This is a genomic window from Escherichia whittamii, assembly GCF_014836715.1.
GTDB lineage: Bacteria > Pseudomonadota > Gammaproteobacteria > Enterobacterales > Enterobacteriaceae > Escherichia > Escherichia whittamii.
In genome coordinates this window covers 440,167-465,947 of sequence record NZ_JACSQI010000001.1, presented here as the reverse complement: position 1 = coordinate 465,947, position 25,781 = coordinate 440,167, and the positions used below count along the sequence as shown (strand labels likewise).

The window sequence follows — 25,781 nt, the reverse complement described above, 5'->3', positions numbered from 1 at the left end:
ATTTTTAAGTTACTACTCACAAGAAAAAAGGCACGTCGTCTGACGTGCCTTTTTTATTTGTACTACCCTGTACGATTACTGTTCGCTTTCATCAGTATAGCGTTTTGCTTTGTAAGCCGGGTGCATCAGATTCTGTACGGAGAAAATATCGTCTAGTTCTGCTTCAGTCAACAGACCGCGTTCCAGAACGACTTCACGTACACTCTTACCGGTTTCGGCACAGATTTTACCCACGATGTCACCGTTGTGGTGGCCGATGAATGGGTTCAGGTAAGTGACGATACCGATAGAGTTGTAAACGTAACCTTCGCACACTTCTTTGTTAGCAGTGATGCCGTTAACGCATTTTTCCAGCAGGTTGTAGCAAGCGTTGGTCAGAATGTGAACGGATTCAAACATGGCCTGGCCAATGACCGGCTCCATAACGTTCAGCTGCAGCTGACCTGCTTCTGCTGCCATGGTAACAGTGGTGTCGTTACCGATGACTTTGAAGCAAACCTGGTTAACCACTTCCGGAACAACCGGGTTTACTTTAGCTGGCATGATGGAAGAGCCCGCCTGCAGTTCCGGCAGGTTGATCTCGTTCAGGCCGGCACGTGGGCCAGAAGAGAGCAAGCGCAGGTCGTTACAGATTTTGGACATCTTCACAGCCATGCGTTTCAGCGCGCCATGAACCATAACGTAAGCGCCGCAGTCAGAGGTCGCTTCGATCAGGTCTTCAGCGGGTACGCATGGGAAGCCAGTAACTTCAGCCAGTTTTTTCACTGCCAGCGGAGAGTACTCTTTCGGCGTGTTCAGGCCAGTACCGATTGCCGTTGCGCCGAGGTTAACTTCCAGCAGCAGTTCAGCGGTACGTTGGATGTTTTTTACTTCTTCTTTCAGCAGGATGCTGAAAGCGCGGAATTCCTGACCGAGGGTCATCGGTACTGCGTCCTGCAGCTGGGTACGACCCATTTTCAGGATGTCCTGGAATTCGACAGCTTTACGTTCAAAGCCTTCACGCAGTTGGTTAATAGCATCTACCAGTTTAATCAGAGAAGAGTAAACCGCGATGCGGAAACCGGTCGGGTAGGCGTCGTTAGTGGACTGACATTTGTTAACGTGGTCGTTCGGGTTCAGGTACTGATATTCACCTTTCTGGTGACCCATCAGTTCCAGACCGATATTGGCCAGCACTTCGTTGGTGTTCATGTTTACGGAAGTACCTGCGCCGCCCTGGTAGACGTCTACCGGGAACTGATCCATGCATTTTCCGTTGTTCAGGACTTCATCACATGCGGCAATGATTGCATTCGCTACACTTTTAGGAATGGTTTGCAGCTCTTTGTTTGCCATAGCTGCGGCTTTTTTAACCATTACCATACCGCGAACAAATTCAGGAATATCGCTGATTTTGCTGTTGCTGATATAGAAGTTTTCAATCGCTCTCAGAGTGTGAACACCATAGTAGGCATCAGCTGGAACTTCCCTGGTACCCAACAGATCTTCTTCGATACGAATGTTGTTTGACATGTGAACCTTCTTTTTCAAGCTGCCAATGATTTGCTTTAAACACACAGAATATATGTGGTTTCGAATGTTTTTCGACCGACGATTATCCCCTGCATCAGTCGAATAACCGGGATCATATGCTGCTTGAGGATTTCTACCGTAATCTGGATCACTTTAAGTGTCGGTTTTTACCCCTTAATTATTAATTTGTGAAATAGATCACCGCTTTGGGATTACTACCAAAAATAGTTGTGCAAACATCTTGAAATTTTGCTAATGACCACAATATAAGCTGAACGCGATTCGCAACCCATTCAGGCATCCGGATTTAACCGGTTGCTATTACAGGAGAAACCTTTGCGCTGGTTACCTTTTATTGCCATTTTCCTTTATGTCTATATTGAGATTTCAATCTTTATCCAGGTTGCTCATGTATTAGGTGTATTGCTAACTCTTGTATTGGTTATATTCACATCGGTTATCGGTATGTCGCTGGTACGTAACCAGGGCTTTAAGAATTTTGTGCTGATGCAACAAAAAATGGCGGCGGGTGAAAACCCGGCAGCGGAAATGATTAAAAGTGTTTCGTTGATCATTGCCGGTTTGTTGCTTTTATTACCGGGCTTTTTCACCGATTTCCTCGGCCTTCTTCTTTTATTACCGCCAGTGCAAAAGCACCTGACTGTGAAGCTGATGCCGCATTTGCGCTTTTCCCGTATGCCGGGCGGCGGTTTTAGCGCCGGAACCGGTGGCGGTAATACTTTTGATGGTGAGTATCAGCGAAAGGATGATGACCGCGACCGCCTTGATCATAAAGACGATCGCCAGGATTAATGTTGAAACGCCGGATTATGTGGTTATGCCATTTTCCGGCGTTTTTCGTTTTGGCAGAAACAGCCATAACCCTGCCAGCATGATCAGTGCATATAAACTTTTCCAGCCGACCATCGCCAGTAACAGAACGCATAACAGCCCGCCAATTACCGCCAGTAGCCGATAACGTCCTTGCAATAATTTACAGCCTGCCAGCATGCACAGCAGATAGATCATAATAAAGATGCCGTTGGCATAGATGATGAGTGCGTCCAGATTGATCCCTAACATATGGATCACCAACGTGCTCACCACGCAACAGCCGAGCACGGCATTAAGGGCATTAGTCGGGATATGGCGAGAAGAGAGGCGTGCCAGGTAGTGGTCAGGATTATGTTGTGCTTGCGACCAGACCAGGCGGGCGAAACTCTGTATATAAATGTTGAGGCTGGCAAAGCAGGCCAGATAACCAATCACACAGGCAATCCACAACGCTCCTACACCAAACAGCTGCACCACAATTTTTGGAAGCGATGCTGCCGCCGCCATTTTTTCACCGTAGGCGTCGAAGTGTAATACCACCACCGTACAGCCCCAATAGACTAGTCCTGCCAGCAGCAGACCAATCATCAGAGCGCGCGGAAAATCACGCTCCGGATTTTTAAACTCCGAGGCGAGATGGGCAAATGCCTCCAGACCGACAAAGCACCAGAACATCACCGATAATGCAGCAAATAACCCGGTAAGTGCGATATTACCAGGCGCAGGGAAGGGGATATTTGTAGGTTTGATATCGCCCGCCCACCAGAGAGCGACAACCAGCGCAACGATAAGCCCGGCAATGACGGTTTGTAGATTAGCACTGGAACTGGCACCGCGAGTACCGATGTACCACACCAGCGCCAGCGTACCGAGTTCCGCCAATAACAGTTGCCAGCTATGCCAGCCAAACATTGCCTGGCCAAAGCCAGCGGCAATTTGTAGCGCAGCGGGCAAGCCAACGGGAATGACCGATAAAAAAAGCCAGCCAGTGACCCTCTCAAGCCGCGAGCCGAATGCCATGCCAACGAAGTGCGCGACGCCGCCCGCGCTGGGATAGTGGCGTCCCAGCAGCGCAAAGACGATTGCAATCGGGAACACTAAGATAATCAAAACGGGCCAGGCCCACAGACTGGTATTGCCCGCTAACAGGGCGGCTAATGCGGGAACGGCAAATACGCCTGTGCCTAATAATGAGGTTGATAACAGGCCGATCCCCTGGGCCAGTCCCAGTTCTTGTTTGAGTCCACTCATGGGTTAATGTCCAATTGTGCCCAAATTTTGGGCAACTGCGCAGGATTTTGATGGTAGCACAATCGGATTCGCGTATGGCGGCGATGGAGAAATTGCGATGAAATGTGATGTGAATCAGGATTTTTACCCGATTTTGTACTGATCAGAATTTTTTTTCATTTGCCCCCTTGAAGGGGGAGATGCCCATCCCCATTTCACTGGTCACCAGCCGGGAAACCACGTAAGGTCCGGCGTCACCCATAACAGATACGGACTTTCTCAAAGGAGAGTTATCAATGAATATTCGTCCATTGCATGATCGCGTGATCGTCAAGCGTAAAGAAGTTGAAACTAAATCTGCTGGCGGCATCGTTCTGACCGGCTCTGCAGCGGCTAAATCTACCCGTGGCGAAGTGCTGGCTGTTGGCAATGGCCGTATCCTTGAAAATGGCGAAGTGAAGCCGCTGGACGTGAAAGTTGGCGACATCGTAATTTTCAATGATGGCTACGGTGTGAAGTCTGAGAAGATCGACAATGAAGAAGTGTTGATCATGTCCGAAAGCGACATTCTGGCAATTGTTGAAGCGTAATCCGCGCACGACACTGAACATACGAATTTAAGGAATAAAGATAATGGCAGCTAAAGACGTAAAATTCGGTAACGACGCTCGTGTGAAAATGCTGCGCGGCGTAAACGTACTGGCAGATGCAGTGAAAGTTACCCTCGGTCCGAAAGGCCGTAACGTAGTTCTGGATAAATCTTTCGGTGCACCGACCATCACCAAAGATGGTGTTTCCGTTGCTCGTGAAATCGAACTGGAAGACAAGTTCGAAAACATGGGCGCGCAGATGGTGAAAGAAGTTGCCTCTAAAGCGAACGACACTGCAGGCGACGGTACCACCACCGCAACCGTACTGGCTCAGGCTATCATCACTGAAGGTCTGAAAGCTGTTGCTGCGGGCATGAACCCGATGGACCTGAAACGTGGTATCGACAAAGCTGTAACCGCTGCAGTTGAAGAACTGAAAGCGCTGTCCGTACCGTGCTCTGACTCTAAAGCGATTGCTCAGGTTGGTACTATCTCCGCTAACTCCGACGAAACCGTAGGTAAACTGATCGCTGAAGCGATGGACAAAGTCGGTAAAGAAGGCGTTATCACCGTTGAAGACGGTACTGGCCTGCAGGACGAACTGGACGTGGTTGAAGGTATGCAGTTCGACCGTGGTTACCTGTCTCCTTACTTCATCAACAAGCCGGAAACTGGCGCAGTAGAACTGGAAAGCCCGTTCATCCTGCTGGCTGACAAGAAAATCTCCAACATCCGCGAAATGCTGCCAGTTCTGGAAGCTGTTGCAAAAGCAGGTAAACCACTGCTGATCATCGCTGAAGATGTTGAAGGCGAAGCGCTGGCAACTCTGGTTGTTAACACCATGCGTGGCATCGTGAAAGTCGCTGCGGTTAAAGCTCCGGGCTTCGGTGATCGTCGTAAAGCTATGCTTCAGGATATCGCAACCCTGACCGGTGGTACTGTAATCTCTGAAGAGATCGGTATGGAGCTGGAAAAAGCAACCCTGGAAGACCTGGGCCAGGCTAAACGTGTTGTAATCAACAAAGACACCACCACCATCATCGATGGCGTGGGTGAAGAAGCTGCAATCCAGGGCCGTGTTGCTCAGATCCGTCAGCAGATTGAAGAAGCAACTTCTGACTACGACCGTGAAAAACTGCAGGAGCGCGTAGCGAAACTGGCTGGCGGCGTTGCAGTTATCAAAGTTGGTGCTGCTACCGAAGTTGAAATGAAAGAGAAAAAAGCACGCGTTGAAGACGCCCTGCACGCGACCCGTGCTGCGGTAGAAGAAGGCGTGGTTGCTGGTGGTGGTGTTGCGCTGATCCGCGTAGCGTCTAAACTGGCTGACCTGCGTGGTCAGAACGAAGAGCAGAACGTGGGTATCAAAGTTGCACTGCGTGCAATGGAAGCTCCGCTGCGTCAGATCGTGCTGAACTGCGGTGAAGAACCGTCTGTTGTTGCGAACACTGTTAAAGCTGGCGACGGCAACTACGGCTACAACGCTGCAACCGAAGAATATGGCAACATGATCGACATGGGTATCCTGGATCCAACCAAAGTAACTCGTTCTGCTCTGCAGTACGCAGCTTCTGTGGCTGGCCTGATGATCACCACTGAGTGCATGGTTACCGACCTGCCGAAAAACGATGCAGCTGACTTAGGCGCTGCTGGCGGTATGGGCGGCATGGGTGGCATGGGCGGCATGATGTAATTGCCCTGCACCTCGCAGAAATAAAGAAACCCCCGGGCAGAAATGTCTGGGGGTTTTTCTTTTGGTCATCTTTCTAGTATAAGATTCAGACACGGACGACGCGAGTTGCGTCCAGCTCATTGATTATGGGGAATAACATGCACGTAAAATACTTAGCAGGGATTGTCGGTGCCGCGCTACTGATGGCGGGGTGTAGCTCCAGCAACGAATTGAGCGCTGCCGGACAGAGCGTTCGCATCGTGGACGAGCAACCAGGTGCAGAGTGCCAGCTGATTGGTACAGCGACAGGTAAGCAAAGCAACTGGCTTTCCGGACAACACGGTGAAGAAGGCGGTTCTATGCGCGGTGCGGCAAACGATCTGCGCAACCAGGCGGCAGCAATGGGCGGTAACGTGATTTATGGTATCAGCAGCCCGTCGCAGGGAATGTTGTCTAGCTTTGTCCCGACTGATAGTCAGATTATCGGCCAGGTTTACAAGTGCCCGAACTGATGTGATTCAGAGGCTGGATGGCAAACGTGTAATTACCTGATGCGCTTCGCTTATCAGGCATACATCGTGCATTGTAATTGATGGAATGTTCGAGAATTTGTAGGCCAGATAAGGCGTTTACGCCGCATCCAGCAAGAGAAACGATCACGTTATCAGCAATCTGAGGCTGGATGATTCCAGCCTTGTAGTAAAACAGATGAGATTATTTCGCCTGTGGTGCAGTTTTGCTGATGGACTGGACGCGTAGGTGATGCAGCGCGCGTAAGCATTGATCCTGGGTTAGTGGTTGGGCGTTATTTGCTGCCACGGTACGAACGTAGACCTGACATGGCACTCCAGCGAGCTTTTTCAGTCGAGGGCTGAAATCAAGCATCCGGCGAGTGATAGCCTCCACTTCTTTACCCGGTGTTGCTTCACGCGTTTTTACTACTGCGCCGCTAAATTGCTCTTTGCCACTTTCATCTTTAAAGCGATAAAGTACCGCCAGATAATGGTTAAACAGATTATGTTTCCATGCTGGTTGTGAATAGGTGTCATATTCCAGATTACCATTCTCCTGGCAGTCGACGTCATATAACGGCAGGAAATCTAACAGAGATGTAATACGCAATGCCAGTTCACGCATTTCTGCATTATTAATTGCATGAATGATTGCCCGCGCCAACATTTCAATCTGCAACTCATTGACGATTAATTCACTTTTGCTGCCATCATGCAGAGTTAATGTGAATGTGAGATTTTCACCCTGGTTATCTGTAAGTTCCAGCGTGTTAACTCGGCGATTAATATCGGCATTCTTCAGCTCATCAACCTGGATTTCTGGGATATTTTCTGCCATTTTTTTAATGACTTTATCGCGAGCCTGCTCGTACTGAAGACGTGCATCAGCATCCAGTTTATGCTTTTGATGTAGACGACTTTCCAGTGCAATCAGTAGGTCGCGCAGTTCCATCACAGACATGAAAAACAACGATTCTTTATTGCGAGGCTCTTTTATTTTCAGCGCCAGCGCAATGAAATTATTACTCTTGCGAATAACACCAGTATTAACACCCTTGATGCTTATGGCCATGTAGGTTCTCCCTAACCATTTCTCAAAAAAATAATTAAATTTAATTTATAAGCTAGATAAATGAGCTTCATAGTAATAGCTGTTAAAATAACACAAATTAGGGGGGGCACTCTAGATAAACAGAAAAGAATGGATAATTATTGATGTTAATTATGTAAGTGATAAAAAATACATCAAATGAATATTTAAGGCTAATGCAACGGGTAAAGATTAAACTTCCCTGTTTAATGACAGATCGCTGTACTCGTGTTCGTTGCTCTGGCCGGATGCGGCGTAAACGCCTTATCCGGCCTACAAATTCTCGAACATTCCATCAATTACAATGCACGATGTAGGCCTGATAAGCGAAACGCATCAGGCAATGTTTACATCTAACTTCTATGTTTAATCAGTTACTGCTGGCGTAGCTGGAGATCCAGCGGTGTTTTGCTGGGTTCGCCACCAATCTCGCGTGCCAGTTTGGGCACCAGATATCCCGATACTAACGTCAGAAGCTCACGCATAATCTGCCGCGCTTCGTCATCACTCACCATAAAATGCGCCGCGCCCTGCACTTTATCGAGCACATGCAGGTAATAGGGCATCACACCGGCGTCAAACAGTGCATTACTCAGATTTGCCAGCGTTTGCGCGTTATTGTTCACGCCACGTAACAGAACGCTTTGGTTAAGCAGGGTGACGCCGACACGGCGTAATTTAGCCATCGCCTGACGGAATGTTTCATCCACCTCATTGGCATGGTTGATGTGATTCACCAGCAAGATTTGCAGCGTAGAACGGGCAAAGCGTTCAACCAACGCCTCTGTAATACGAGCGGGAATCACAATCGGCAGACGGCTGTGAATACGCAGACGTTTGATATGTGGGATGGCTTCCAGTTGCGTTAACAACCAGTCCAGTTCGTGATCTTTCGCCATCAGCGGATCGCCGCCGGAGAAAATAATCTCGTCCAGTTCAGGATGCGCAGCAACATACTCCAGTGCCGTCTGCCAGTTACGTTTATTGCCCTGATTTTCGGCATACGGGAAGTGGCGGCGGAAGCAATAGCGGCAATTTACCGCGCAGCCGCCTTTGACCAGCAATAGCGCCCGGTTGTGGTATTTATGCAACAAACCAGGCACTACGCTGTGCTGTTCTTCCAATGGGTCGGTGGAGAATCCGGGCGCGACGACAAACTCATCTTGCGAGGTAAGTACCTGACGCAAAAGTGGATCGTCCAGATTGCCTTTCTCCATGCGATCGATAAATGAGCGGGGCACTCGCAGGGCAAACAGCTTTTTAGCACTGCGTCCGGCCAACAGTTTTTCGTCCGCGTCTATATTCAAAAGACGCAGAAGTTCATCAGGATCGGTCACAACATCGGCAAGTTGCGTTAACCAATCTTCTCTGGATGGGGTATTTAGGGTTACAATATGTGCCATTTTGTGGCTTAGCTACCAATTAACAAATTTCAGAGGGCCTTATGGCAACGTACTATAGCAACGATTTTCGTGCTGGTCTTAAAATCATGTTAGATGGCGAACCTTACGCGGTTGAAGCGAGTGAATTCGTGAAACCGGGTAAAGGTCAGGCATTCGCTCGCGTTAAACTGCGTCGTCTGCTGACTGGTACTCGCGTAGAAAAAACCTTCAAATCTACCGATTCCGCTGAAGGCGCTGATGTTGTCGATATGAACCTGACTTACCTGTACAACGACGGTGAGTTCTGGCACTTCATGAACAACGAAACCTTCGAGCAACTGTCTGCTGATGCGAAAGCAATTGGCGACAACGCTAAATGGCTGCTGGATCAGGCTGAGTGCATCGTAACTCTGTGGAACGGCCAGCCAATCTCCGTAACTCCGCCGAACTTCGTTGAACTGGAAATCGTTGATACCGATCCAGGTCTGAAAGGTGATACTGCAGGTACTGGCGGCAAACCAGCTACCCTGTCTACTGGCGCTGTGGTTAAAGTTCCGCTGTTCGTACAGATCGGCGAAGTCATCAAAGTGGATACCCGCTCTGGTGAATACGTATCTCGCGTGAAGTAATGCGGTTGTGGTGCGGCCTGTTGGCTGCACCATCACTTTCTCAGGTCAGAGATGATGAAACGCCTTATCCTTCTTGTTTTGCTTGCCAGTGCGCTGCTCACGGGCTGTAACACCGCTCGCGGTTTTGGTGAAGACATTAAACATCTCGGTAATTCCATCTCCCGCGCTGCCAGCTAATTTTTCTTCTCTTCATAAAAATCATCAGATTTCCGTCATTTTCGGTGGTGTTGTCTATTATTAATTTGCTATAGGCAAACACAAATAACATTACCTAAAAGGAAGACGTTATGGTGAAGAAGACAATTGCAGCGATCTTTTCTGTTCTGGTGCTTTCAACTGTATTAACTGCCTGCAACACCACGCGTGGCGTTGGTGAAGATATTTCCGACGGCGGTAATGCGATTTCTGGCGCAGCGACGAAGGCACAGCAATAAGCAATAACGGTACGGCAGAGTTGTCGTGCCGTTTGAGACTTATGGTAAACGCAAAACTGCCTGATGCGCTTCGCTTATCAGGCCTACATTTCCCATGCAATGTATTGAACTTGCACGATTTTGCAGGCCAGATAAGGCGTTTACGCCGCATCCGGCATAAACAACGCGCATTTTGTCAACAATGTGTAACGGTGCGACAGCTGTGTCGTGCCGTTTGTTTTTTCTGCGATAGTCACTAAGGTAATAGTTGAAATTCCCCTGCCACCAGGCAAAATACCCGTTCAATCATCAGCTTTGCAGGACGACCTGCAAACGCTTCTTTCCACCGGGGACGGCCCCAATTCTCCGGAGCCTGATATGTCCTGGATAATATTAATTATTGCTGGTCTGCTCGAAGTAGTATGGGCCGTTGGCCTGAAATATACCCACGGTTTTAGCCGTTTGACGCCAAGTGTTATTACCGTGATGGCGATGATTGTCAGTATGGCGCTGCTCGCCTGGGCGATGAAGTCATTGCCTGTAGGGACGGCTTATGCGGTCTGGACGGGGATTGGCGCAGTCGGCGCGGCCATCACCGGCATTGTGCTGCTCGGCGAGTCCGCTAACCCGATGCGCCTGGCGAGTCTGGCGTTAATCGTACTGGGTATTATTGGTCTGAAACTTAGCACTCACTAACTACCGGGCTGCTGTACCCAAATAAACTTACTGACATCAAACCCTTCCCGGGTCGCGACTGCCAGCATCTCATGTTTAACTTCGTCAGAAATGGTTGGTGTGCGGGAGAGTATCCACAGGTAGTCGCGGTCCGGGCCGCAAACCAGCGCGTGGCGGTACTCCCGATCGAGCGCAATCACGTTATAGCCGCCATAGAAAGGGCCAAAGAACGACACTTTTAGCGCCGCGCGGTCAGGCGCGCCGGTAAAGTATGCTTTCCCTTCACTTTGCTGCCACATCTCCCGGTCCTGGTTATAGCCTTTATTGATGACGTTCAGGCCGCCATCATCCCGCAGGCTGTATGTTGCGGTGACTTTCTCCAGCCCGCGCTCAAATCGGTGATCAAAACGAGCAATCTCATACCAGGTGCCAAGATAGCGTTTAGCGTCGAAATTATTCACTACGGTCACGCCACGCGGTGGCGTAGGAGAACTACAGGCAACGACCAGAAATGCAGCCGTCGCTGCGGCAACGAGGGGGAGCAGGCGCATAGATGTTTCCTTACTGGTTTTTTCTAAGTGTAGATGACAGCAAGAAAATGCGAAGAAAAGGTCCGAAAATTCGGACCCGGTGAAATTTTACTGCAGGGCGTTGAGGATCTGCCAGGCGGCGTCGACTCTCGCTGGATTGGGATAGTTTTTGTTAGCCAGCATCACAATACCCAGCTCTTTTTCTGGGATAAACGCGACGTAGCTGCCAAAACCACCAGTCGCGCCTGTTTTATGTACCCATGATGCACGTACAGCAGGAGTTGGGGGCGTCATCGCTTTTACTGGTCGTGCCGCCAGCGCAATTTTACTGTCGCTACCATTAATGATGCTGTCAGGATTTACCGGCCAGTCCAGCATTTCCCAGCCCAGGCCCTGATACATATCGCCGGTTTGCCAGTAGCGAGATTGCGCTAGTTGGATACCTTGCTGAAGTGTTTTTTCGTTGATATCACGGGGATTCATATTGCTTCGTACCCAGCGTGCCATATCTTCAATCGTTGATTTCACACCGTAAGCTTCAGCATCCAGCGCCCCCGGTGAAACATGCACCGGCTTACCTTCGCGATACCCCCAGGCGTAATTCTTTTCTTCTTCAGGCGGTACATTAATCCACGTATGGTTGAGTTTGAGTGGCTGGAAGACACGAGTTTGCATCGCCTGCTCAAAACCCAAACCAGATGGCTTCACAGCCAATGCGCCGAACAAACCAATACTGGAATTCGCATATAAACGTTGTGTTCCTGGCGCCCATGCAGGCTGCCAGTTTTGATAGAAACGTAGCAGGTCAGTTGCGGATTTAACGTCATCCGGCACCTGCAATGGCAGGCCGCCAGCGGTGTAGGTAGCGAGATGTAATAGTGTGATCCCGTTCCACTGATTAGCGGTAAGTTCAGGCCAGTATTTTGTGACGGGATCGCTCAGGTTGATTTCCCCTCGTGCAATAGCGTCGCCACCAAGCACGCCCGTAAATGTTTTGCTGACCGAGCCTAACTCAAACAATGTTTGCTGTGTGACGGGGCGCTTTTTTGCCACGTCAGCGTAGCCCCAGGTAAAGTAATAAGGCTTGCCCTGATAAATCACTGCAACGGCCATGCCGGGGATTTTTTGTTGCTCAACAAGTGGGGTAATCGTGCGATGCACAATATCGTTGATTTGTTGTTCACTGTGGGGGGCGGCAAGTGTGGAGCAAGAGACGGTAATCAGTAAGGCGCAAAGCGTTGTTTTGAGCATAAAGTCTGGTTTCCATACAAAACGGCCCGCCATAGGCGGGCCGGATTTACATTGGCGATACGTTAGATTGTAACGATACCAATCAGCGTGACAACTGTCAGGATAGCAGCCAGACCGTAGAAAACCCATTTGCCCGCAGGCACGTGGATTTTCAGATCGTGCATCGCGTGGTGCATACGGTGTAAACCACACCACAGCGGCAGGACGATCATCAGGAACAGGAATACGCGACCAATGAAGCTTTGCGCGAACGCCAGAACGCGTTCGTAGCTCAGTGCATCACCCGGGAACAGACCCAGCGGCAGCAGAATGCCAACCAGCAGGATCATTACCGGTGCAATGATCGCACTCCACATACCGCCGGCCCCGAAGAGGCCCCAGAATACCGGTTCGTCAGAACGCTTTGGATTTGGATTAATCATCTCAGGCTCCTTACCAGTACAGGGCTACAAACAGGATTACGATGGTGGCAACCACGGTTACCGCCCAGAGACTTTTGATAATTGGCTCTGGTCCCATTTTTTCGTCTTTTACAATGATATTGGCAGCTTTCGGCGCCAGTTCAAACCAGGTTTTGGTGTGCAGCAGAGCGGCCGCCAGAGTGATCAGGTTAATGATCACGATAACCGGGTTTTGTAAAAAGTCGACGAATCCCGCCCAGGCTTCCGGGCCGTTTTTCAGGGCAAACAGCCCGAAAATCAGTTCAATGCTGAACCACACAGCCGGAACCGCCGTGCCTTCACGCAGCATGTAAAAGCGATAAAACGGCAATTTTTTCCACCAGGTGGACGTCATTGGCCGTACATACGGTTTACGTTTAGTCGTCATGTTGCACTCCTTAGCGTGGTTTCAGGGTAGCGATAAGAAAGTCTTTCGAACTTTCTACTTTGCCCTGCTGAATGGCCGCAGCCGGATCGACGTGTTTCGGGCAGACTTCGGAGCAGTAGCCCACGAAAGTACAGCTCCATACGCCGTTCTGGCTGTTCAACTGCGCCATACGCTCCTTCTTACCGTGGTCGCGGCTATCTTCGTTATAACGGTGTGCCAGCGTAATGGCAGCCGGACCGATGAACTCTGGGTTCAGGCCGAACTGCGGGCATGCGGCATAGCACAGACCACAGTTGATGCAACCGGAGAACTGGTGATACTTCGCCATCTGCGCCGGGGTCTGGATGTTAGTCCCCTGGTCCGCAGTGCGGGAGTTGCCGATGATGTACGGTTTGATAGCTTCCAGGCTTTCGATAAAGTGGGTCATATCGACCACCAGATCGCGTTCGATCGGGAAGTTAGCTAACGCTTCAACCTTCATGCCGTTGGTGTAGTCACGCAGGAAGGTTTTACATGCCAGTTTCGGCACGTTGTTAACCATCATGCCGCAGGAGCCACAAATCGCCATACGGCAAGACCAGCGGTAGCTCAGGTCCGGCGCAAGGTTGTCTTTGATATAGCCCAGCGCATCCAGCAATGAGGTGGTTTCATCATAAGGCACTTCATAGAATGCGCTATGCGGTGCGGTATCGACTTCCGGGTTATAACGCACCACCTCAATTTTCAGGTTTTTCATCTCAGCCATTCGCCTTCTCCTTCTTATTGGCTGCTTCCGCCTTATCGGCTGCATCCGCTTCGCCACCGTAAACGCGTTTGGCCGGCGGCAGCTTAGTAATCTTCACGTCGCTGTACTCCAGGCGGGTAGTGCCATCAGCATCGCGGAAGGCGAGGGTGTGTTTGAGGAAGTTGATGTCGTCACGCTCAGTGCAACCTTCGTCCAGACGCTGGTGCGCGCCGCGGGACTCTTTACGCGCCATTGCGGAGTGCGCCATACATTCGGCAACGTTCAGACCGTGGCCCAGCTCAATGGTGTAAAGCAGGTCGGTGTTGAACACGCTGGAAGTATCGGTGATACGCACGCGCTTGAAGCGTTCCTGCAGTTCCGCCAGCTTGTCGATGGTTTTCTGCATCAGTTCCGGCGTACGGTAGATACCGCAGCCTTCTTCCATGGCCAGGCCCATTTCGTCGCGGATCTTCGCCCAGTTTTCGCCGCCGTCCTGGTTAACCAGATCTTTCAGACGCTGTTCAACGCCAGCAACCTGTGCGTTAATTGCTGCATCGTTGCCATTACCGGCAGTAGATGCGCGCTCCATCGCTTGCTCACCGGCCAGACGACCAAAGACCACCAGTTCCGCCAGAGAGTTGGAGCCCAGACGGTTTGCGCCGTGCAGACCTACAGAGGAACATTCGCCCACGGCGAACAGGCCCTTAATGCGGGTTTCACAGTTCTGATCGGTTTCGATACCGCCCATGGTGTAGTGTGCGGTCGGACGTACCGGAATCGGTTCTTTAACCGGATCGACGCCAACGTAAGCTTTCGCCAGTTCACAGATGAACGGCAGACGTTCGTGCAGTTTTTTCTCGCCCAGGTGACGCAGGTCGAGGTACACCACATCGCCACGTGGAGTGGAGATGGTGTTGCCTTTACGCCATTCGTGCCAGAAGGCCTGAGAAACTTTGTCGCGTGGACCCAGTTCCATGTATTTGTTTTTCGGCTCGCCCAGCGGAGTTTCTGGACCCATGCCGTAATCTTGCAGATAACGGTAGCCATTTTTGTTGACCAGAATACCGCCTTCACCACGGCAACCTTCGGTCATCAGGATACCGGAACCCGGTAGGCCAGTCGGGTGATACTGAACAAACTCCATATCACGCAGCGGAACACCGTGGCTCAGTGCCATACCCATACCGTCGCCAGTTACGATGCCGCCATTGGTGTTGTAACGATAAACACGGCCAGCGCCGCCGGTTGCCATGACTACCGCATTAGCGCGGATCTGCACCAACGTACCTTCCATCATGTTCATTGCCACCAGGCCGCGAACATGACCATCATCAACCAGAATATCCAGCACGAAATGTTCGTCAAAACGCTGGATCTGCGGGAATTGCAGAGAGGTCTGGAACAGAGTGTGAAGCATATGGAAGCCGGTCTTATCGGCGGCGAACCAGGTACGCTCGATTTTCATGCCGCCGAAGCGACGTACGTTCACGCTACCATCCGGACGACGACTCCAGGGGCATCCCCACAGTTCCAGTTGGGTCATTTCGGTTGGGCAGTGGTGGACAAAATAATCCACAACATCCTGCTCACATAACCAGTCGCCACCCGCTACGGTATCGTGAAAGTGATAATCGAAGCTGTCATGATCCTGCGCGACAGCGGCGGAGCCCCCTTCAGCGGCAACGGTATGGCTGCGCATCGGGTATACTTTTGAGATTAGTGCGATTTTTGCATTCGGATTTGCCTGCGCGGCAGCAATTGCAGCACGTAATCCCGCGCCACCGGCACCTACAATGGCAAGATCGGCTTGAAAGGTTTGCACGACATTCCTCCAGATTGTTTTTATCCCGCAGCACCGTACTTCAGGGGAAGTGTCTGAAAGTTACGGTCTGCGAACGCTATTCCACTGCTCCTTTATAGGTACAACAGTATAGTCTGATGGATAAGTCTGAAATTTGACGAGATCGATTTTTTTAGTGCGCCAGGGGGCTAAATTATCACTGAAGATGATTAATTTAATTACTAAACCATCATATTGCGGTTTTTTTAGTCACCGCCCACCGATGATTGATTCCTGCGTAAAATTTGTCTCGCCGTCGCGTTGCGAGTAGACTTCGTGCCCTTGTTAAAAACTGGAGATTTCACTATGAGCGAAACGGCATCCTGGCAGCCGAGCGCATCCATTCCTAACTTATTAAAACGCGCGGCGATTATGGCGGAGATCCGTCGTTTCTTTGCCGATCGTGGAGTGCTGGAGGTGGAGACGCCTTGTATGAGCCAGGCGACGGTAACCGATATTCATTTGGTCCCGTTTGAGACTCGTTTCGTTGGCCCCGGACACTCTCAGGGGATGAATCTGTGGTTAATGACCAGCCCTGAATATCACATGAAACGCCTGCTGGTTGCCGGTTGTGGCCCAGTATTCCAGCTGTGTCGCAGCTTCCGTAATGAAGAGATGGGGCGTTATCACAACCCTGAGTTCACGATGCTGGAGTGGTATCGGCCGCATTATGATATGTACCGGTTGATGAACGAAGTTGACGATCTTCTGCAGCAAGTACTGGATTGCCCGGCAGCAGAAAGCCTTTCTTATCAGCAAGCCTTCTTACGTTATCTGGACATTGATCCACTCTCAGCTGATAAAACGCAGCTGCGGGAAGTGGCGGCGAAACTGGATCTGAGCAACGTTGCAGATACCGAAGAAGACCGCGATACGCTGTTACAGTTGCTGTTTACCTTTGGTGTGGAACCGAACATTGGTAAAGAAAAACCGACCTTTGTTTATCATTTCCCTGCCAGTCAGGCATCACTGGCGCAAATTAGTACCGAGGATCATCGGGTCGCAGAACGCTTCGAGGTTTACTACAAAGGTATTGAGCTGGCGAATGGTTTCCATGAATTGACGGATGCCCGTGAACAGCAACAACGCTTTGAGCAGGATAACCGCAAGCGTGCGGCGCGTGGTTTACCGCAGCATCCTATCGACCAAAACCTCATAGAAGCTCTGAAAGTCGGTATGCCTGACTGCTCCGGTGTGGCTCTGGGCGTTGATCGTCTGGTGATGTTGGCGCTGGGCGCGGAGACTCTTGCGGAAGTGATTGCCTTTAGCGTTGACCGGGCATAATTCTGAAAAATCATCTAATTAACCACACAGAATGGCGCTGTAACGCCATTCTGTAGCGGATGTTTTCATTTTTCTGCTAAAGGCCACAATTTAAGACTGGATATTTGCTATCATCCAGGTATCAATTCTGTATGATTTTTTATTGCGGCCCGTCAATCAATGGGTAGTGCAGTTCAGTGCGCGCGTTTTATACATGTGCTAACACGAAGGATAATTTCATGCCTCACACGATAAAGAAGATGAGTCTGATAGGGCTCATATTGATGATCTTTACTTCAGTATTTGGGTTTGCCAATAGCCCGGCAGCTTATTATTTAATGGGATATAGTGCGATTCCCTTTTATATATTTTCTGCATTATTATTTTTCATACCATTTGCCTTAATGATGGCAGAAATGGGCGCGGCCTATCGCAAAGAAGAAGGCGGCATTTATTCCTGGATGAATAATAGTGTCGGACCACGTTTCGCCTTTATCGGCACATTTATGTGGTTTTCCTCTTATATCATCTGGATGGTGAGTACTTCAGCTAAAGTCTGGGTACCATTTTCTACGTTCCTCTACGGTACCGACATGACCCAGCACTGGCGCATTGCTGGCCTGGAGCCAACGCAGGTAGTGGGGCTGCTGGCGGTGGCATGGATGATCCTGGTTACCGTGGTTGCCTCAAAAGGGATTAATAAAATTGCCCGTATTACTGCAGTAGGTGGTATTGCAGTAATGTGTCTTAATTTAGTGTTACTGTTAGTGAGCATTGCCATTTTGTTATTAAATGGTGGCCATTTTGCACAAGATATTAATTTCGTGGTATCGCCGAATCCAGGATATCAATCAGGTCTGGCGATGTTATCGTTTGTGGTATTTGCCATTTTCGCTTACGGCGGAATTGAAGCTGTTGGTGGTCTGGTAGATAAAACAGAAAACCCAGAAAAGAACTTTGCCAAAGGTATTGTTTTTGCCGCTATTGTTATTTCAATCGGTTATTCACTGGCGATATTTTTATGGGGCGTCAGCACTAACTGGCAGCAGGTATTAAGTAATGGTTCCGTTAACCTCGGCAATATCACCTATGTATTGATGAAAAGCCTGGGGATGACGCTGGGTAACGTGCTGCATTTGTCACCTGAAGCGTCATTGTCGCTGGGCGTATGGTTTGCGCGTATTACCGGGCTTTCGATGTTCCTGGCTTACACCGGCGCGTTCTTTACACTTTGCTACTCGCCACTAAAAGCGATCATCCAGGGTACGCCGAAAGCGTTATGGCCGGAACCGATGACGCGCCTGAACGCCATGGGCATGCCGTCTATCGCCATGTGGATGCAGTGTGGGCTGGTTACTGTCTTCATCCTGCTGGTTTCGTTTGGCGGTGGTACTGCATCGGCGTTCTTTAACAAGCTGACGCTGATGGCGAACGTTTCCATGACGCTTCCCTACCTGTTCCTCGCGCTGGCTTTCCCATTCTTTAAAGCACGTCAGGATCTCGACAGACCATTTGTGATTTTCAAAACACACATGTCGGCAACGATCGCGACAGTGGTGGTGGTACTGGTGGTGACGTTTGCGAACGTTTTCACCATCATCCAGCCAGTGGTTGAAGCCGGAGACTGGGACAGCACATTGTGGATGATTGGCGGTCCTGTCTTCTTCTCGCTGTTAGCGATGGCGATTTACCAGAACTATTGCAGTAGAGTGGCAAAAAATCCGCAGTGGGCGGCTGAGTAATCAGATGCCCTATCGTCTGCCTGACGATAGGGCGTAAATACGGTGATTTGTTCAGAATGCGTTTTAGGGAAATTAAGCGGCCGATTACCTCATGAGTGCGCGCATGTTTGTCTTGTGCTGCATCTGGTTTATTGTGGCGTTCTTCTGGATAACCATCACTTCCGCGCTGGACAAAGAGTGGATGATTGATGAAGGCGGGGTTAAAAACATCTGCGATGTGCTGGAGTATCTGGAAGATGACGATACCCGTGATGTCGGTGTGATAATGACGTTGCCGCTCTTTTTCCCTTTTCTCTGGTTCACGCTGTGGCGAAAAAAACGCGGCTGGTTTATGTACGTCACTGCGCTGGCGATTTTCGGCTACTGGCTGTGGCAGTTTTTCCTGCGCTATCAGTTTTGTTGGTGATTGAAGCTGCCAGAGTCGACTCCGGCAGCTTCATGCATTACAGACTTCCCGCCTGGCGACGTCTCCCCGCAGAAGTTAATGTTCTTCCCGTTTGTTTACCGTTCAGACTTTCCAGACGCATCTGGAAGGGCGGGAATGGCATATCAATACCGTGGGCGTGGAAGCCCGCCAGAATCAGTTGATGGATTTCATGGCGCAGCGGCATGCGGTGGCCCATTTCTGCGGCGTAAATACGCAGCTCGAAAATCTGGATCCCTTGCTGTAGATCCACCAGGAAAACTTCCGGTGCCGGGTTATCGATCACCAGCGAGCAGCGGCGCGCAGCGGTGAGCAAGATTTCCGTCACTTCTTCACTGTTGGCATCGGCAGGGGCCGGAATTGTTAGCACCACGCGCGTGACCGAGTCAGAGAGCGACCAGTTGATAAACTGCTCAGTAATAAACGCCTTGTTCGGCACGATAATCTCTTTGCGGTCCCAGTCGCTGATGGTGGTGGCGCGGGTGTTAATTTTCGTCACGCTACCGGTAAGATCGCGGATCGTTACCGTATCGCCAATGCGAATCGGCTTTTCGAACAGGATAATCAGGCCAGAGATAAAGTTGGCGAAAATCTCTTGCAAGCCAAAACCCAGACCAACACCAAGCGCGGCAACCAGCCACTGCAATTTCGACCACTCAATACCAATCATCGAGAAGCCAACCAGACCACCAATCAGCATCAGCAGATATTTGGTGATGGTGGTGATGGCGTAACCGGTACCCGGCGTTAAATCGAGATGCTGCAAGATTGCCAGTTCCAGCAGGGCGGGCAGGTTGCGCACCAGTTGCGTGGTGATGATAAACACCAGAATGGCTATCAGCACTGCGCCAAGGGTAATCGGCTCCAGACTTTCCACGCCCTGTACCGTGGAGGTGACATCCCACAGCGAAATATTTTCGAGGAAGCCGAAAGCGGAATGGATTTCTGACCATAGCACGATGACCGAAAGTAGGGCGATCAGCATCAGGATTGAGCGCACCAGCCGCAAGGACTGTGCACTGATAGCATCGAGATCGACTTCGCTTTCATCCACTTCAATTGCCCCTTCCGGGCTACTGTGATGATGCGCTTCCTCTTCACCACGCGCACGCTGCGCCAGCATCTCCGCCCGGCGATGCTTTGCCCGGTCAAACGCCAGTCGGCGTCGCTGGATTAGCATCCAGCGGCGGATAACGTGATAAACCACCAACAGCAGGAACCAGATGGCGACCGAGGTTTCAAGCCTTGCTAATAGCGCCTGTGCCGTTGCCAGGTAACCGACTGCCGCTGCCAGAATAGCGACCAGCGGTGCGCCGATCATCATGTTCCACAGCATATGGTTGGTAATATTGTCGCCGCTACCTTCTTTGTTGAGATACAGCGGAATACCGGCTTTTTTCAGGCTGAGGGTGACCACCGCCAGCGCGCCACAAATAAGAATAAAACAGAGTCGCCCCAGCGAACCAGAAAACTCGCGGTCGTCGAGGTTATCGAACATCATCAGCGCCATAATCAGCGGCACGATAAGCCCGATGCTCATCAGGTAGTAGCGCATCCCGCGGGAAACACGTTCGCGTGGCCAGCCAAAATGGGCGATAAACAAGCCGTTAGGGCGGGCAAAGGTGGCGCAAATCATCACTACCCACAGCAGCGGCACGGTGGCCGTTACGCCATCGCCAATCGCTACCGCCAGCGGATAAGGCCACGCCTCGCGCAAGCCGTAACCCAGTGTCATCCACAGCACCGGCAACGGTGACGCGACGAGAATCGACCAGAAAAGAGTGCGCAACGTCAGCCAGAAGTGATCCTGAGTCACTTTGCCGACTTTCGCTGCCGAACGTTCGAGAAAACGGGTGAAATAGCGGCGCGAGTAGATACTGCAACCGACCAGAATCAATGCGCCAAACAGTGGCAAAATCGTCTCTTTGCTGGTCAGCATCATGATGCTGGCTTTACCTAACTGGCTGAAGGTGTCCAGCGAGATGAGGCGGCGCAGATCCTGGGCTATCTCCAGTGGCCAGGCGATGGTCATCGGACGCACGTCGGAGGTCCAGAACAGGTAGCGGTGCGTCGCTTCGTTGACCTCTTTCAGCGCATCTTCCAGTTGCCCGTTAGACACTTTCAGCTTGGTCAGTTCAAGCAGCAGCGTGTCGCCGCCCTGCAACAATGAGTTAAGCAACTCACGCTGAGTACGCAGTTGTGCTTCGAGAATACGGTTTTGCTCGGCGGTCAGCGGTTGGCCGTCAGCTTGAAGGATTTGTCGCAGTTGCGGTTGTTTATTGAGGAGATCCTCATAGTGCAACCGTTGCACGCGCAACTGCGCCATTTCGGTATCAAGCTGTTGTGGTTTCGGCATTTCCGGTAGCCGTGCTACCTGCGCCCGCAACGCTTCACCAAGCAGGTTTGACGAACCCAGCCATTGCGACTGTTCACGCAGCGTATTCAACGCCTGCCGGACCTGTAACGTCTGGCTGGCTGCCTGACGCTGTTGCGAAGCGACAAGATCCATCCGCTGCGCCTGCTGATTCAGCGCCGCTGAAAGTTCGCGGTTAATTTTGAATTGCGCGACGATATCTTTCGGCAAATCGGCACTGCTTTCAGCCAACAACTCGGTACTTTCCAGCGCCCGTTCCGCCTCCAGCTGGCGCTGGCTGTTCAACTGATTACGCAAGGCCTGCAAATACGCATCCAGCTGCTGACTCTCTTTTTCTGCCAGCTCAGAGCGTAAACGCGCTAATTCCTGGCGGTTATTGGCAGACAGTTGCGCCAGCTCCAGTTCATCAACGAGGGCTTTCAGACGTGCAGAGTCTGACTGCAACGCAAAATTTTGCGCCTGGTTGAGCGGGGTATTGCCAGTAAGCGTTCCCAGACGCCGCTCGATCTCATTCAATTGACGGCGGGCGTCGGTTTGCTGTTGCGGCAGTTGATTCAGTGAATCCGCAATCTCGCGGGCGCGTTCCTGCTCTTGCTGGGCCTGACGGCTTTTATCCAGCAATTGACTACTGACCTGGAGAATTTCCTGATTCAGCGCGTCGGTAGACATCCCCGGCGATACGCTGCGCGGTTCGTCACGCATGTTGTTTAACTGTGCGCGAAGGGTAGCGGAGAGTTTCGGGTAATTATCAATGACTTCTTGATATTGCTTGATGCGGTCAAGGGAACCTTTTCGTTCCTCAAGTGCATTTAAGGCAGACTGGAGCGCCTCTACGACTTCCGGCTGCGCGGGTTTTGCCGCTTTTGCCTGCTCCAGTTCCTGGGTGATTTGTTTGCTATCGGGGGCCGTTGCGGCGTACGCCCCCCAACTGAGGCACCAGGCCATCAGAAAAGTGATAATCAGGCGCACGTCAGCGTTTCCTTTGATGGATTAGACCTGGTCTTTTTTGTCGTCAACCAATGGGCTGACGTCGTGTTCTGCCTGGATCTCTTCAGCAGGAAGCGGGGCAGGTTCAGCTTCTGGCGCAACAACGGTTTCGCCAGAGATAGCCAGCGGCTGACCAATCTTAGTGACAGACAGGCTTTCCAGTTGCTCAACCAGATTCACTTTACCCGGTGCAAACAGGTTGATAACGGTGGAACCGAGTTTAAAGCGGCCCATTTCCTGGCCTTTCAGCAGCGCCACGGAGCCGTCGTTTTCCCCGGCAGGCCAGGTCCAGCGTTTGATGATGCCTTCGCGCGGCGGCGTAATGGTACCCGCCCAGACCGTCTCAATACTGCCAACAATCGTCGCCCCGACCAGGATTTGCGCCATCGGGCCAAATTCGGTATCGAACAGGCAGATAACGCGTTCGTTACGGGCAAACAGATTCGGCACGTTTTGGGCGGTAAGATGGTTAACGGAGAAGAGATCGCCCGGCACATAGATCATCTCACGCAGAATACCGTTACACGGCATGTGTACGCGGTGATAGTCACGCGGGGAGAGGTAAGTGGTCACAAACGTACCGTTGCGGAAGAGATCTGCCATCAGATAGTTACCTGCCAGCAGGGCTTCGAGGCTGTAGTTGTGCCCTTTGGCTTGCAGGATTTTATCTTCTTCGATTTTACCTAACTGACTGATAACGCCATCGGCAGGCATGACCAGAACATTCGGATCGGTATCGATTGGGCGTACTTCGTCACGCAGCGGACGGACAAAGAATTCGTTAAAGGTGCGGTAGCTGGCGGTGTCTGGCTTCTGCGCCTCTTGCATGTCGACCTTGTAGTATTTAACGAACAGATCGATAACCAGTTTTGTCAGCCATCCTGCTCGCTTGCTTGCGCCCCAACCCGCCAGGCGAGTAAGCCATAGTTTCGGCAGAATGTACTGTAGCGAAAGTTTGAATGAATTTAACAAGGTAGCCTCCAGGCCATTGTTTTGTCGTTCCTGATCCGACGTTCATACCGGATCCTGAAAAAAAAGGGGACGATTCTAACGACGGTTAGCTTAATTGTCAGTCATCCGTATCAGAAAAGTTTTTACGCGTTTTTACCTGCGCCATGCTTTCCAGAATACGGTGATAGTTTTCGAAACGGGTTTCCGCGATTTTCCCTTCGTCAACGGCTTCACGGATAGCGCAGCCCGGATCGGTATCGTGTTTGCAATCGCGGTATTTGCACAGACCTAAGTAGTCATGGAATTCGACAAAACCGTGAGTGATTTGTTCCGGCTCGAGATGCCAGAGTCCGAATTCACGTACCCCCGGAGAATCAATCACATCGCCGCCGTGCGGGAAGTGATACAGCCGAGCGGCAGTCGTGGTGTGCTGGCCCAGACCAGAGTTGTCAGACACATCGTTGGTCAGGATCTCTTTTTGCAGCCCCAGCAACGCGTTCAGCAGGCTGGATTTGCCAACGCCAGATTGCCCGGCAAAAATGCTGATGCGCCCGGTCAACGCCTCTTCCAGCGGTTTCAGTCCGTCCTGAGTATGGCTGGAAACCATCAATACGCGATAACCGATATTGCGGTAGATATCCATCTGTTCGTTGACGAACGCCATGCCTTCGTCGTCCAGGAGGTCTATCTTGTTGAGCACAATAATCGGCTCAATCTGCAAGGTTTCGCAGGCCACCAGGTAACGGTCGATGATATTGAGCGACAGTTCCGGCAAAATGGCGGAGACAATAACAATCTGATCGATGTTGGCGGCTATGGGTTTCACGCCGTCGTAGAAATCCGGGCGCGTCAACACCGAGGTGCGTTCATGCACCGCTTCCACGATCCCTTTGACATTTACACCTTCCGCCGCCGGTTTACCCGGACGCCAGACTACGCGATCGCCGGTCACCAGTGAACGGATGGTGCGGCGAATATTGCAGCGGTGAACGTCGCCATCGGCGGATTCCACATCAGCGTGCATGCCAAAGCGGCTGATGACGATACCTTCATCAGGCTCGCCAAACAGATTGTCGTCGTAGTCGGGCTTCTCCTTAGACGTTTTAAGACGACGCTGGTGATTGGCGTTCACACGGCGCTGCTGGCCTTTGGAGAGTTTATTTTTACTCAATCGTACAGACTCCTGGTCGCCCCTGATGGGCAAAACATCTATGATACACGCAATTGTGGATCAATATAGTCACTGTGAATGGGTGGAAAATAGCATGAGAGCCAATGAAAACAACCTGATTTGGATCGATCTTGAGATGACCGGTCTGGATCCCGAGCGCGATCGCATTATTGAGATTGCCACGCTGGTGACCGATGCCAACCTGAATATTTTGGCAGAAGGGCCGACCATTGCAGTACACCAGTCTGATGAACAGCTGGCGCTGATGGATGACTGGAACGTGCGTACTCATACCGCCAGCGGGCTGGTAGAGCGCGTGAAAGCGAGCACGATGGGCGATCGAGAAGCAGAACTGGCGACGCTCGAATTTTTAAAACAGTGGGTGCCTGCGGGTAAATCACCCATCTGCGGTAACAGCATCGGCCAGGATCGCCGCTTCCTGTTCAAATACATGCCGGAGCTGGAGTCGTACTTTCACTACCGCTATCTCGATGTCAGCACGCTGAAAGAGCTGGCGCGCCGCTGGAAGCCGGAAATTCTTGATGGCTTTACCAAGCAGGGGACGCATCAGGCGATGGATGATATCCGCGAATCAGTTGCGGAACTGGCTTACTACCGCGAGCATTTTATCAAGCTGTAAAATTTTTCCTGGTCACATAACAGCCGGAATCCACTTGCGGCGGCGTGATTTTGACGCTAAATTGAACGCCTTGCTGATAATTTCGGCACTTGAGATAAAAATTCAAAAAAATTTTTTTAGGGGGGTTGCAGAGGGAAAGATTTCTCGTATAATGCGCCTCCCGTAACGACGCAGAAATGCGAAATTACGAAAGCAAAAATTAAGTAGTACGCGGGAATAGCTCAGTTGGTAGAGCACGACCTTGCCAAGGTCGGGGTCGCGAGTTCGAGTCTCGTTTCCCGCTCCAAAATTTGAAAAGTGCTGAAAGGCACAGACCACCCAATCGCAGTATTTCGAATTGCGACAAGGCGGCAACTGAACGAATCCTTCGGAGCTTACAAAAGTAAGTGACTAAGGTGAGTAAAGGCAGCCAAGGCAGTAGCGTTTCGAAAGACGAAGATTAAGCGGGAATAGCTCAGTTGGTAGAGCACGACCTTGCCAAGGTCGGGGTCGCGAGTTCGAGTCTCGTTTCCCGCTCCAA

General features: G+C 51.0%; 25 protein-coding genes and 2 tRNA genes. 14 read left to right on the top strand and 13 right to left on the bottom strand.

Features of this window, described 5'->3' with window-relative positions; all coding sequences use genetic code 11:
* Positions 1–75: 75 nt before the first annotated feature.
* Positions 76–1,512, bottom strand: coding sequence for an aspartate ammonia-lyase (gene aspA, locus H9644_RS02140; protein ID WP_064525750.1), 1,437 nt, complete (start codon positions 1,510–1,512; stop codon positions 76–78).
* Between the two features lie 336 nt (positions 1,513–1,848).
* Here aspA and H9644_RS02135 point away from each other — a divergent pair, with 336 nt between their 5' ends.
* Complete coding sequence (locus H9644_RS02135) at positions 1,849–2,325, top strand: FxsA family protein (protein WP_001267445.1); 477 nt, start codon at positions 1,849–1,851, stop codon at positions 2,323–2,325.
* A 15-nt stretch (positions 2,326–2,340) separates the two neighbouring features.
* Here H9644_RS02135 and yjeH read toward each other — a convergent pair whose 3' ends face one another.
* Positions 2,341–3,597, bottom strand: a complete 1,257-nt coding sequence (gene yjeH / locus H9644_RS02130) for an L-methionine/branched-chain amino acid transporter (RefSeq protein ID WP_191772898.1) — start codon at positions 3,595–3,597, stop codon at positions 2,341–2,343.
* 275 nt (positions 3,598–3,872) lie between these two features.
* Between yjeH and H9644_RS02125 the strand changes: the two genes are divergently transcribed.
* The 3 genes from H9644_RS02125 (at position 3,873) to H9644_RS02115 (ending at position 6,347) form a co-directional block, all read left to right on the top strand.
* The gene (locus H9644_RS02125; RefSeq protein ID WP_001026276.1) at positions 3,873–4,166 is read left to right on the top strand and encodes a co-chaperone GroES; all 294 of its coding nucleotides are present in this window, start codon (positions 3,873–3,875) and stop codon (positions 4,164–4,166) included.
* Positions 4,167–4,209: 43 nt separating this feature from the next.
* A complete protein-coding gene (groL, locus tag H9644_RS02120; RefSeq protein WP_000729132.1) occupies positions 4,210–5,856 on the top strand; it encodes a chaperonin GroEL in 1,647 nt (548 codons plus the stop codon).
* 137 nt (positions 5,857–5,993) lie between these two features.
* Positions 5,994–6,347, top strand: coding sequence for a DUF4156 domain-containing protein (locus tag H9644_RS02115; RefSeq protein WP_000558209.1), 354 nt, complete (start codon positions 5,994–5,996; stop codon positions 6,345–6,347).
* Between the two features lie 202 nt (positions 6,348–6,549).
* Here the strand turns inward: H9644_RS02115 and H9644_RS02110 are convergent, their stop codons facing one another.
* Together H9644_RS02110 and epmB are read right to left on the bottom strand one after the other, a co-directional pair.
* Positions 6,550–7,419 (bottom strand): YjeJ family protein, encoded by an 870-nt coding sequence (locus H9644_RS02110; RefSeq protein WP_191772896.1) that lies wholly within the window; start codon positions 7,417–7,419, stop codon positions 6,550–6,552.
* 392 nt (positions 7,420–7,811) lie between these two features.
* Positions 7,812–8,840 (bottom strand): EF-P beta-lysylation protein EpmB, encoded by a 1,029-nt coding sequence (gene epmB, locus H9644_RS02105; protein ID WP_105289488.1) that lies wholly within the window; start codon positions 8,838–8,840, stop codon positions 7,812–7,814.
* A 41-nt stretch (positions 8,841–8,881) separates the two neighbouring features.
* Here epmB and efp point away from each other — a divergent pair, with 41 nt between their 5' ends.
* The 4 genes from efp (at position 8,882) to sugE (ending at position 10,557) form a co-directional block, all read left to right on the top strand.
* Entirely contained in the window at positions 8,882–9,448 is a 567-nt protein-coding gene (efp, locus tag H9644_RS02100; RefSeq protein WP_000257278.1) for an elongation factor P, read from the top strand.
* A 51-nt stretch (positions 9,449–9,499) separates the two neighbouring features.
* A complete protein-coding gene (ecnA, locus tag H9644_RS02095) occupies positions 9,500–9,625 on the top strand; it encodes a lipoprotein antitoxin entericidin A (RefSeq protein ID WP_064525758.1) in 126 nt (41 codons plus the stop codon).
* A 110-nt stretch (positions 9,626–9,735) separates the two neighbouring features.
* Positions 9,736–9,882 (top strand): lipoprotein toxin entericidin B, encoded by a 147-nt coding sequence (gene ecnB, locus H9644_RS02090; protein WP_000239596.1) that lies wholly within the window; start codon positions 9,736–9,738, stop codon positions 9,880–9,882.
* Between the two features lie 357 nt (positions 9,883–10,239).
* Complete coding sequence (gene sugE / locus H9644_RS02085) at positions 10,240–10,557, top strand: quaternary ammonium compound efflux SMR transporter SugE (RefSeq protein WP_064525760.1); 318 nt, start codon at positions 10,240–10,242, stop codon at positions 10,555–10,557.
* On the opposite strand, the gene blc is transcribed toward sugE, so the two are convergent.
* From blc to frdA, 6 genes are all read right to left on the bottom strand, one after another.
* A complete protein-coding gene (gene blc / locus H9644_RS02080) occupies positions 10,554–11,087 on the bottom strand; it encodes a lipocalin Blc (protein ID WP_064525762.1) in 534 nt (177 codons plus the stop codon). The two genes, sugE and blc, sit on opposite strands and share 4 nt — an antisense overlap.
* Positions 11,088–11,174: 87 nt before the next feature.
* A complete protein-coding gene (locus tag H9644_RS02075) occupies positions 11,175–12,317 on the bottom strand; it encodes a BlaEC family class C beta-lactamase (RefSeq protein ID WP_064525879.1) in 1,143 nt (380 codons plus the stop codon).
* 62 nt (positions 12,318–12,379) lie between these two features.
* Positions 12,380–12,739 carry a fumarate reductase subunit FrdD gene (gene frdD, locus H9644_RS02070; protein WP_001299198.1) on the bottom strand — a complete coding sequence of 120 codons (360 nt, stop codon included), beginning with the start codon at positions 12,737–12,739 and terminating at the stop codon, positions 12,380–12,382.
* A gap of 10 nt (positions 12,740–12,749) precedes the next feature.
* Positions 12,750–13,145 (bottom strand): fumarate reductase subunit FrdC, encoded by a 396-nt coding sequence (frdC, locus tag H9644_RS02065; RefSeq protein WP_000208757.1) that lies wholly within the window; start codon positions 13,143–13,145, stop codon positions 12,750–12,752.
* Between the two features lie 10 nt (positions 13,146–13,155).
* Positions 13,156–13,890 carry a fumarate reductase iron-sulfur protein gene (gene frdB, locus H9644_RS02060; protein WP_064525766.1) on the bottom strand — a complete coding sequence of 245 codons (735 nt, stop codon included), beginning with the start codon at positions 13,888–13,890 and terminating at the stop codon, positions 13,156–13,158.
* The gene (gene frdA / locus H9644_RS02055) at positions 13,883–15,691 is read right to left on the bottom strand and encodes a fumarate reductase (quinol) flavoprotein subunit (protein ID WP_191772894.1); all 1,809 of its coding nucleotides are present in this window, start codon (positions 15,689–15,691) and stop codon (positions 13,883–13,885) included. The genes frdB and frdA overlap by 8 nt, the downstream gene beginning before the upstream one ends.
* 324 nt (positions 15,692–16,015) lie before the next feature.
* Between frdA and epmA the strand changes: the two genes are divergently transcribed.
* The 3 genes from epmA (at position 16,016) to H9644_RS02040 (ending at position 19,120) form a co-directional block, all read left to right on the top strand.
* Complete coding sequence (gene epmA / locus H9644_RS02050; RefSeq protein WP_064525770.1) at positions 16,016–16,993, top strand: elongation factor P--(R)-beta-lysine ligase; 978 nt, start codon at positions 16,016–16,018, stop codon at positions 16,991–16,993.
* A 218-nt stretch (positions 16,994–17,211) separates the two neighbouring features.
* On the top strand, positions 17,212–18,714 hold the full coding sequence (gene yjeM / locus H9644_RS02045) for a glutamate/gamma-aminobutyrate family transporter YjeM (RefSeq protein ID WP_105289490.1): 1,503 nt from the start codon (positions 17,212–17,214) through the stop codon (positions 18,712–18,714).
* Between the two features lie 91 nt (positions 18,715–18,805).
* Positions 18,806–19,120 carry a YjeO family protein gene (locus H9644_RS02040; protein ID WP_191772891.1) on the top strand — a complete coding sequence of 105 codons (315 nt, stop codon included), beginning with the start codon at positions 18,806–18,808 and terminating at the stop codon, positions 19,118–19,120.
* A gap of 37 nt (positions 19,121–19,157) precedes the next feature.
* On the opposite strand, the gene mscM is transcribed toward H9644_RS02040, so the two are convergent.
* The 3 genes from mscM to rsgA all read right to left on the bottom strand — a co-directional run bounded on the left by mscM (position 19,158) and on the right by rsgA (position 24,621).
* The gene (gene mscM / locus H9644_RS02035; RefSeq protein WP_191772889.1) at positions 19,158–22,481 is read right to left on the bottom strand and encodes a miniconductance mechanosensitive channel MscM; all 3,324 of its coding nucleotides are present in this window, start codon (positions 22,479–22,481) and stop codon (positions 19,158–19,160) included.
* Between the two features lie 21 nt (positions 22,482–22,502).
* Complete coding sequence (gene asd, locus H9644_RS02030; protein WP_191772887.1) at positions 22,503–23,471, bottom strand: archaetidylserine decarboxylase; 969 nt, start codon at positions 23,469–23,471, stop codon at positions 22,503–22,505.
* Positions 23,472–23,568: 97 nt separating this feature from the next.
* On the bottom strand, positions 23,569–24,621 hold the full coding sequence (gene rsgA, locus H9644_RS02025; protein WP_130205979.1) for a small ribosomal subunit biogenesis GTPase RsgA: 1,053 nt from the start codon (positions 24,619–24,621) through the stop codon (positions 23,569–23,571).
* A gap of 94 nt (positions 24,622–24,715) precedes the next feature.
* Here rsgA and orn point away from each other — a divergent pair, with 94 nt between their 5' ends.
* From orn to H9644_RS02010, 3 genes are all read left to right on the top strand, one after another.
* A complete protein-coding gene (gene orn, locus H9644_RS02020) occupies positions 24,716–25,261 on the top strand; it encodes an oligoribonuclease (RefSeq protein WP_191772885.1) in 546 nt (181 codons plus the stop codon).
* 210 nt (positions 25,262–25,471) lie between these two features.
* Positions 25,472–25,547: transfer RNA gene (locus tag H9644_RS02015), tRNA-Gly, on the top strand.
* Positions 25,548–25,704: 157 nt separating this feature from the next.
* A tRNA-Gly gene (locus H9644_RS02010) sits at positions 25,705–25,780 on the top strand.
* Position 25,781: the final 1 nt, after the last annotated feature.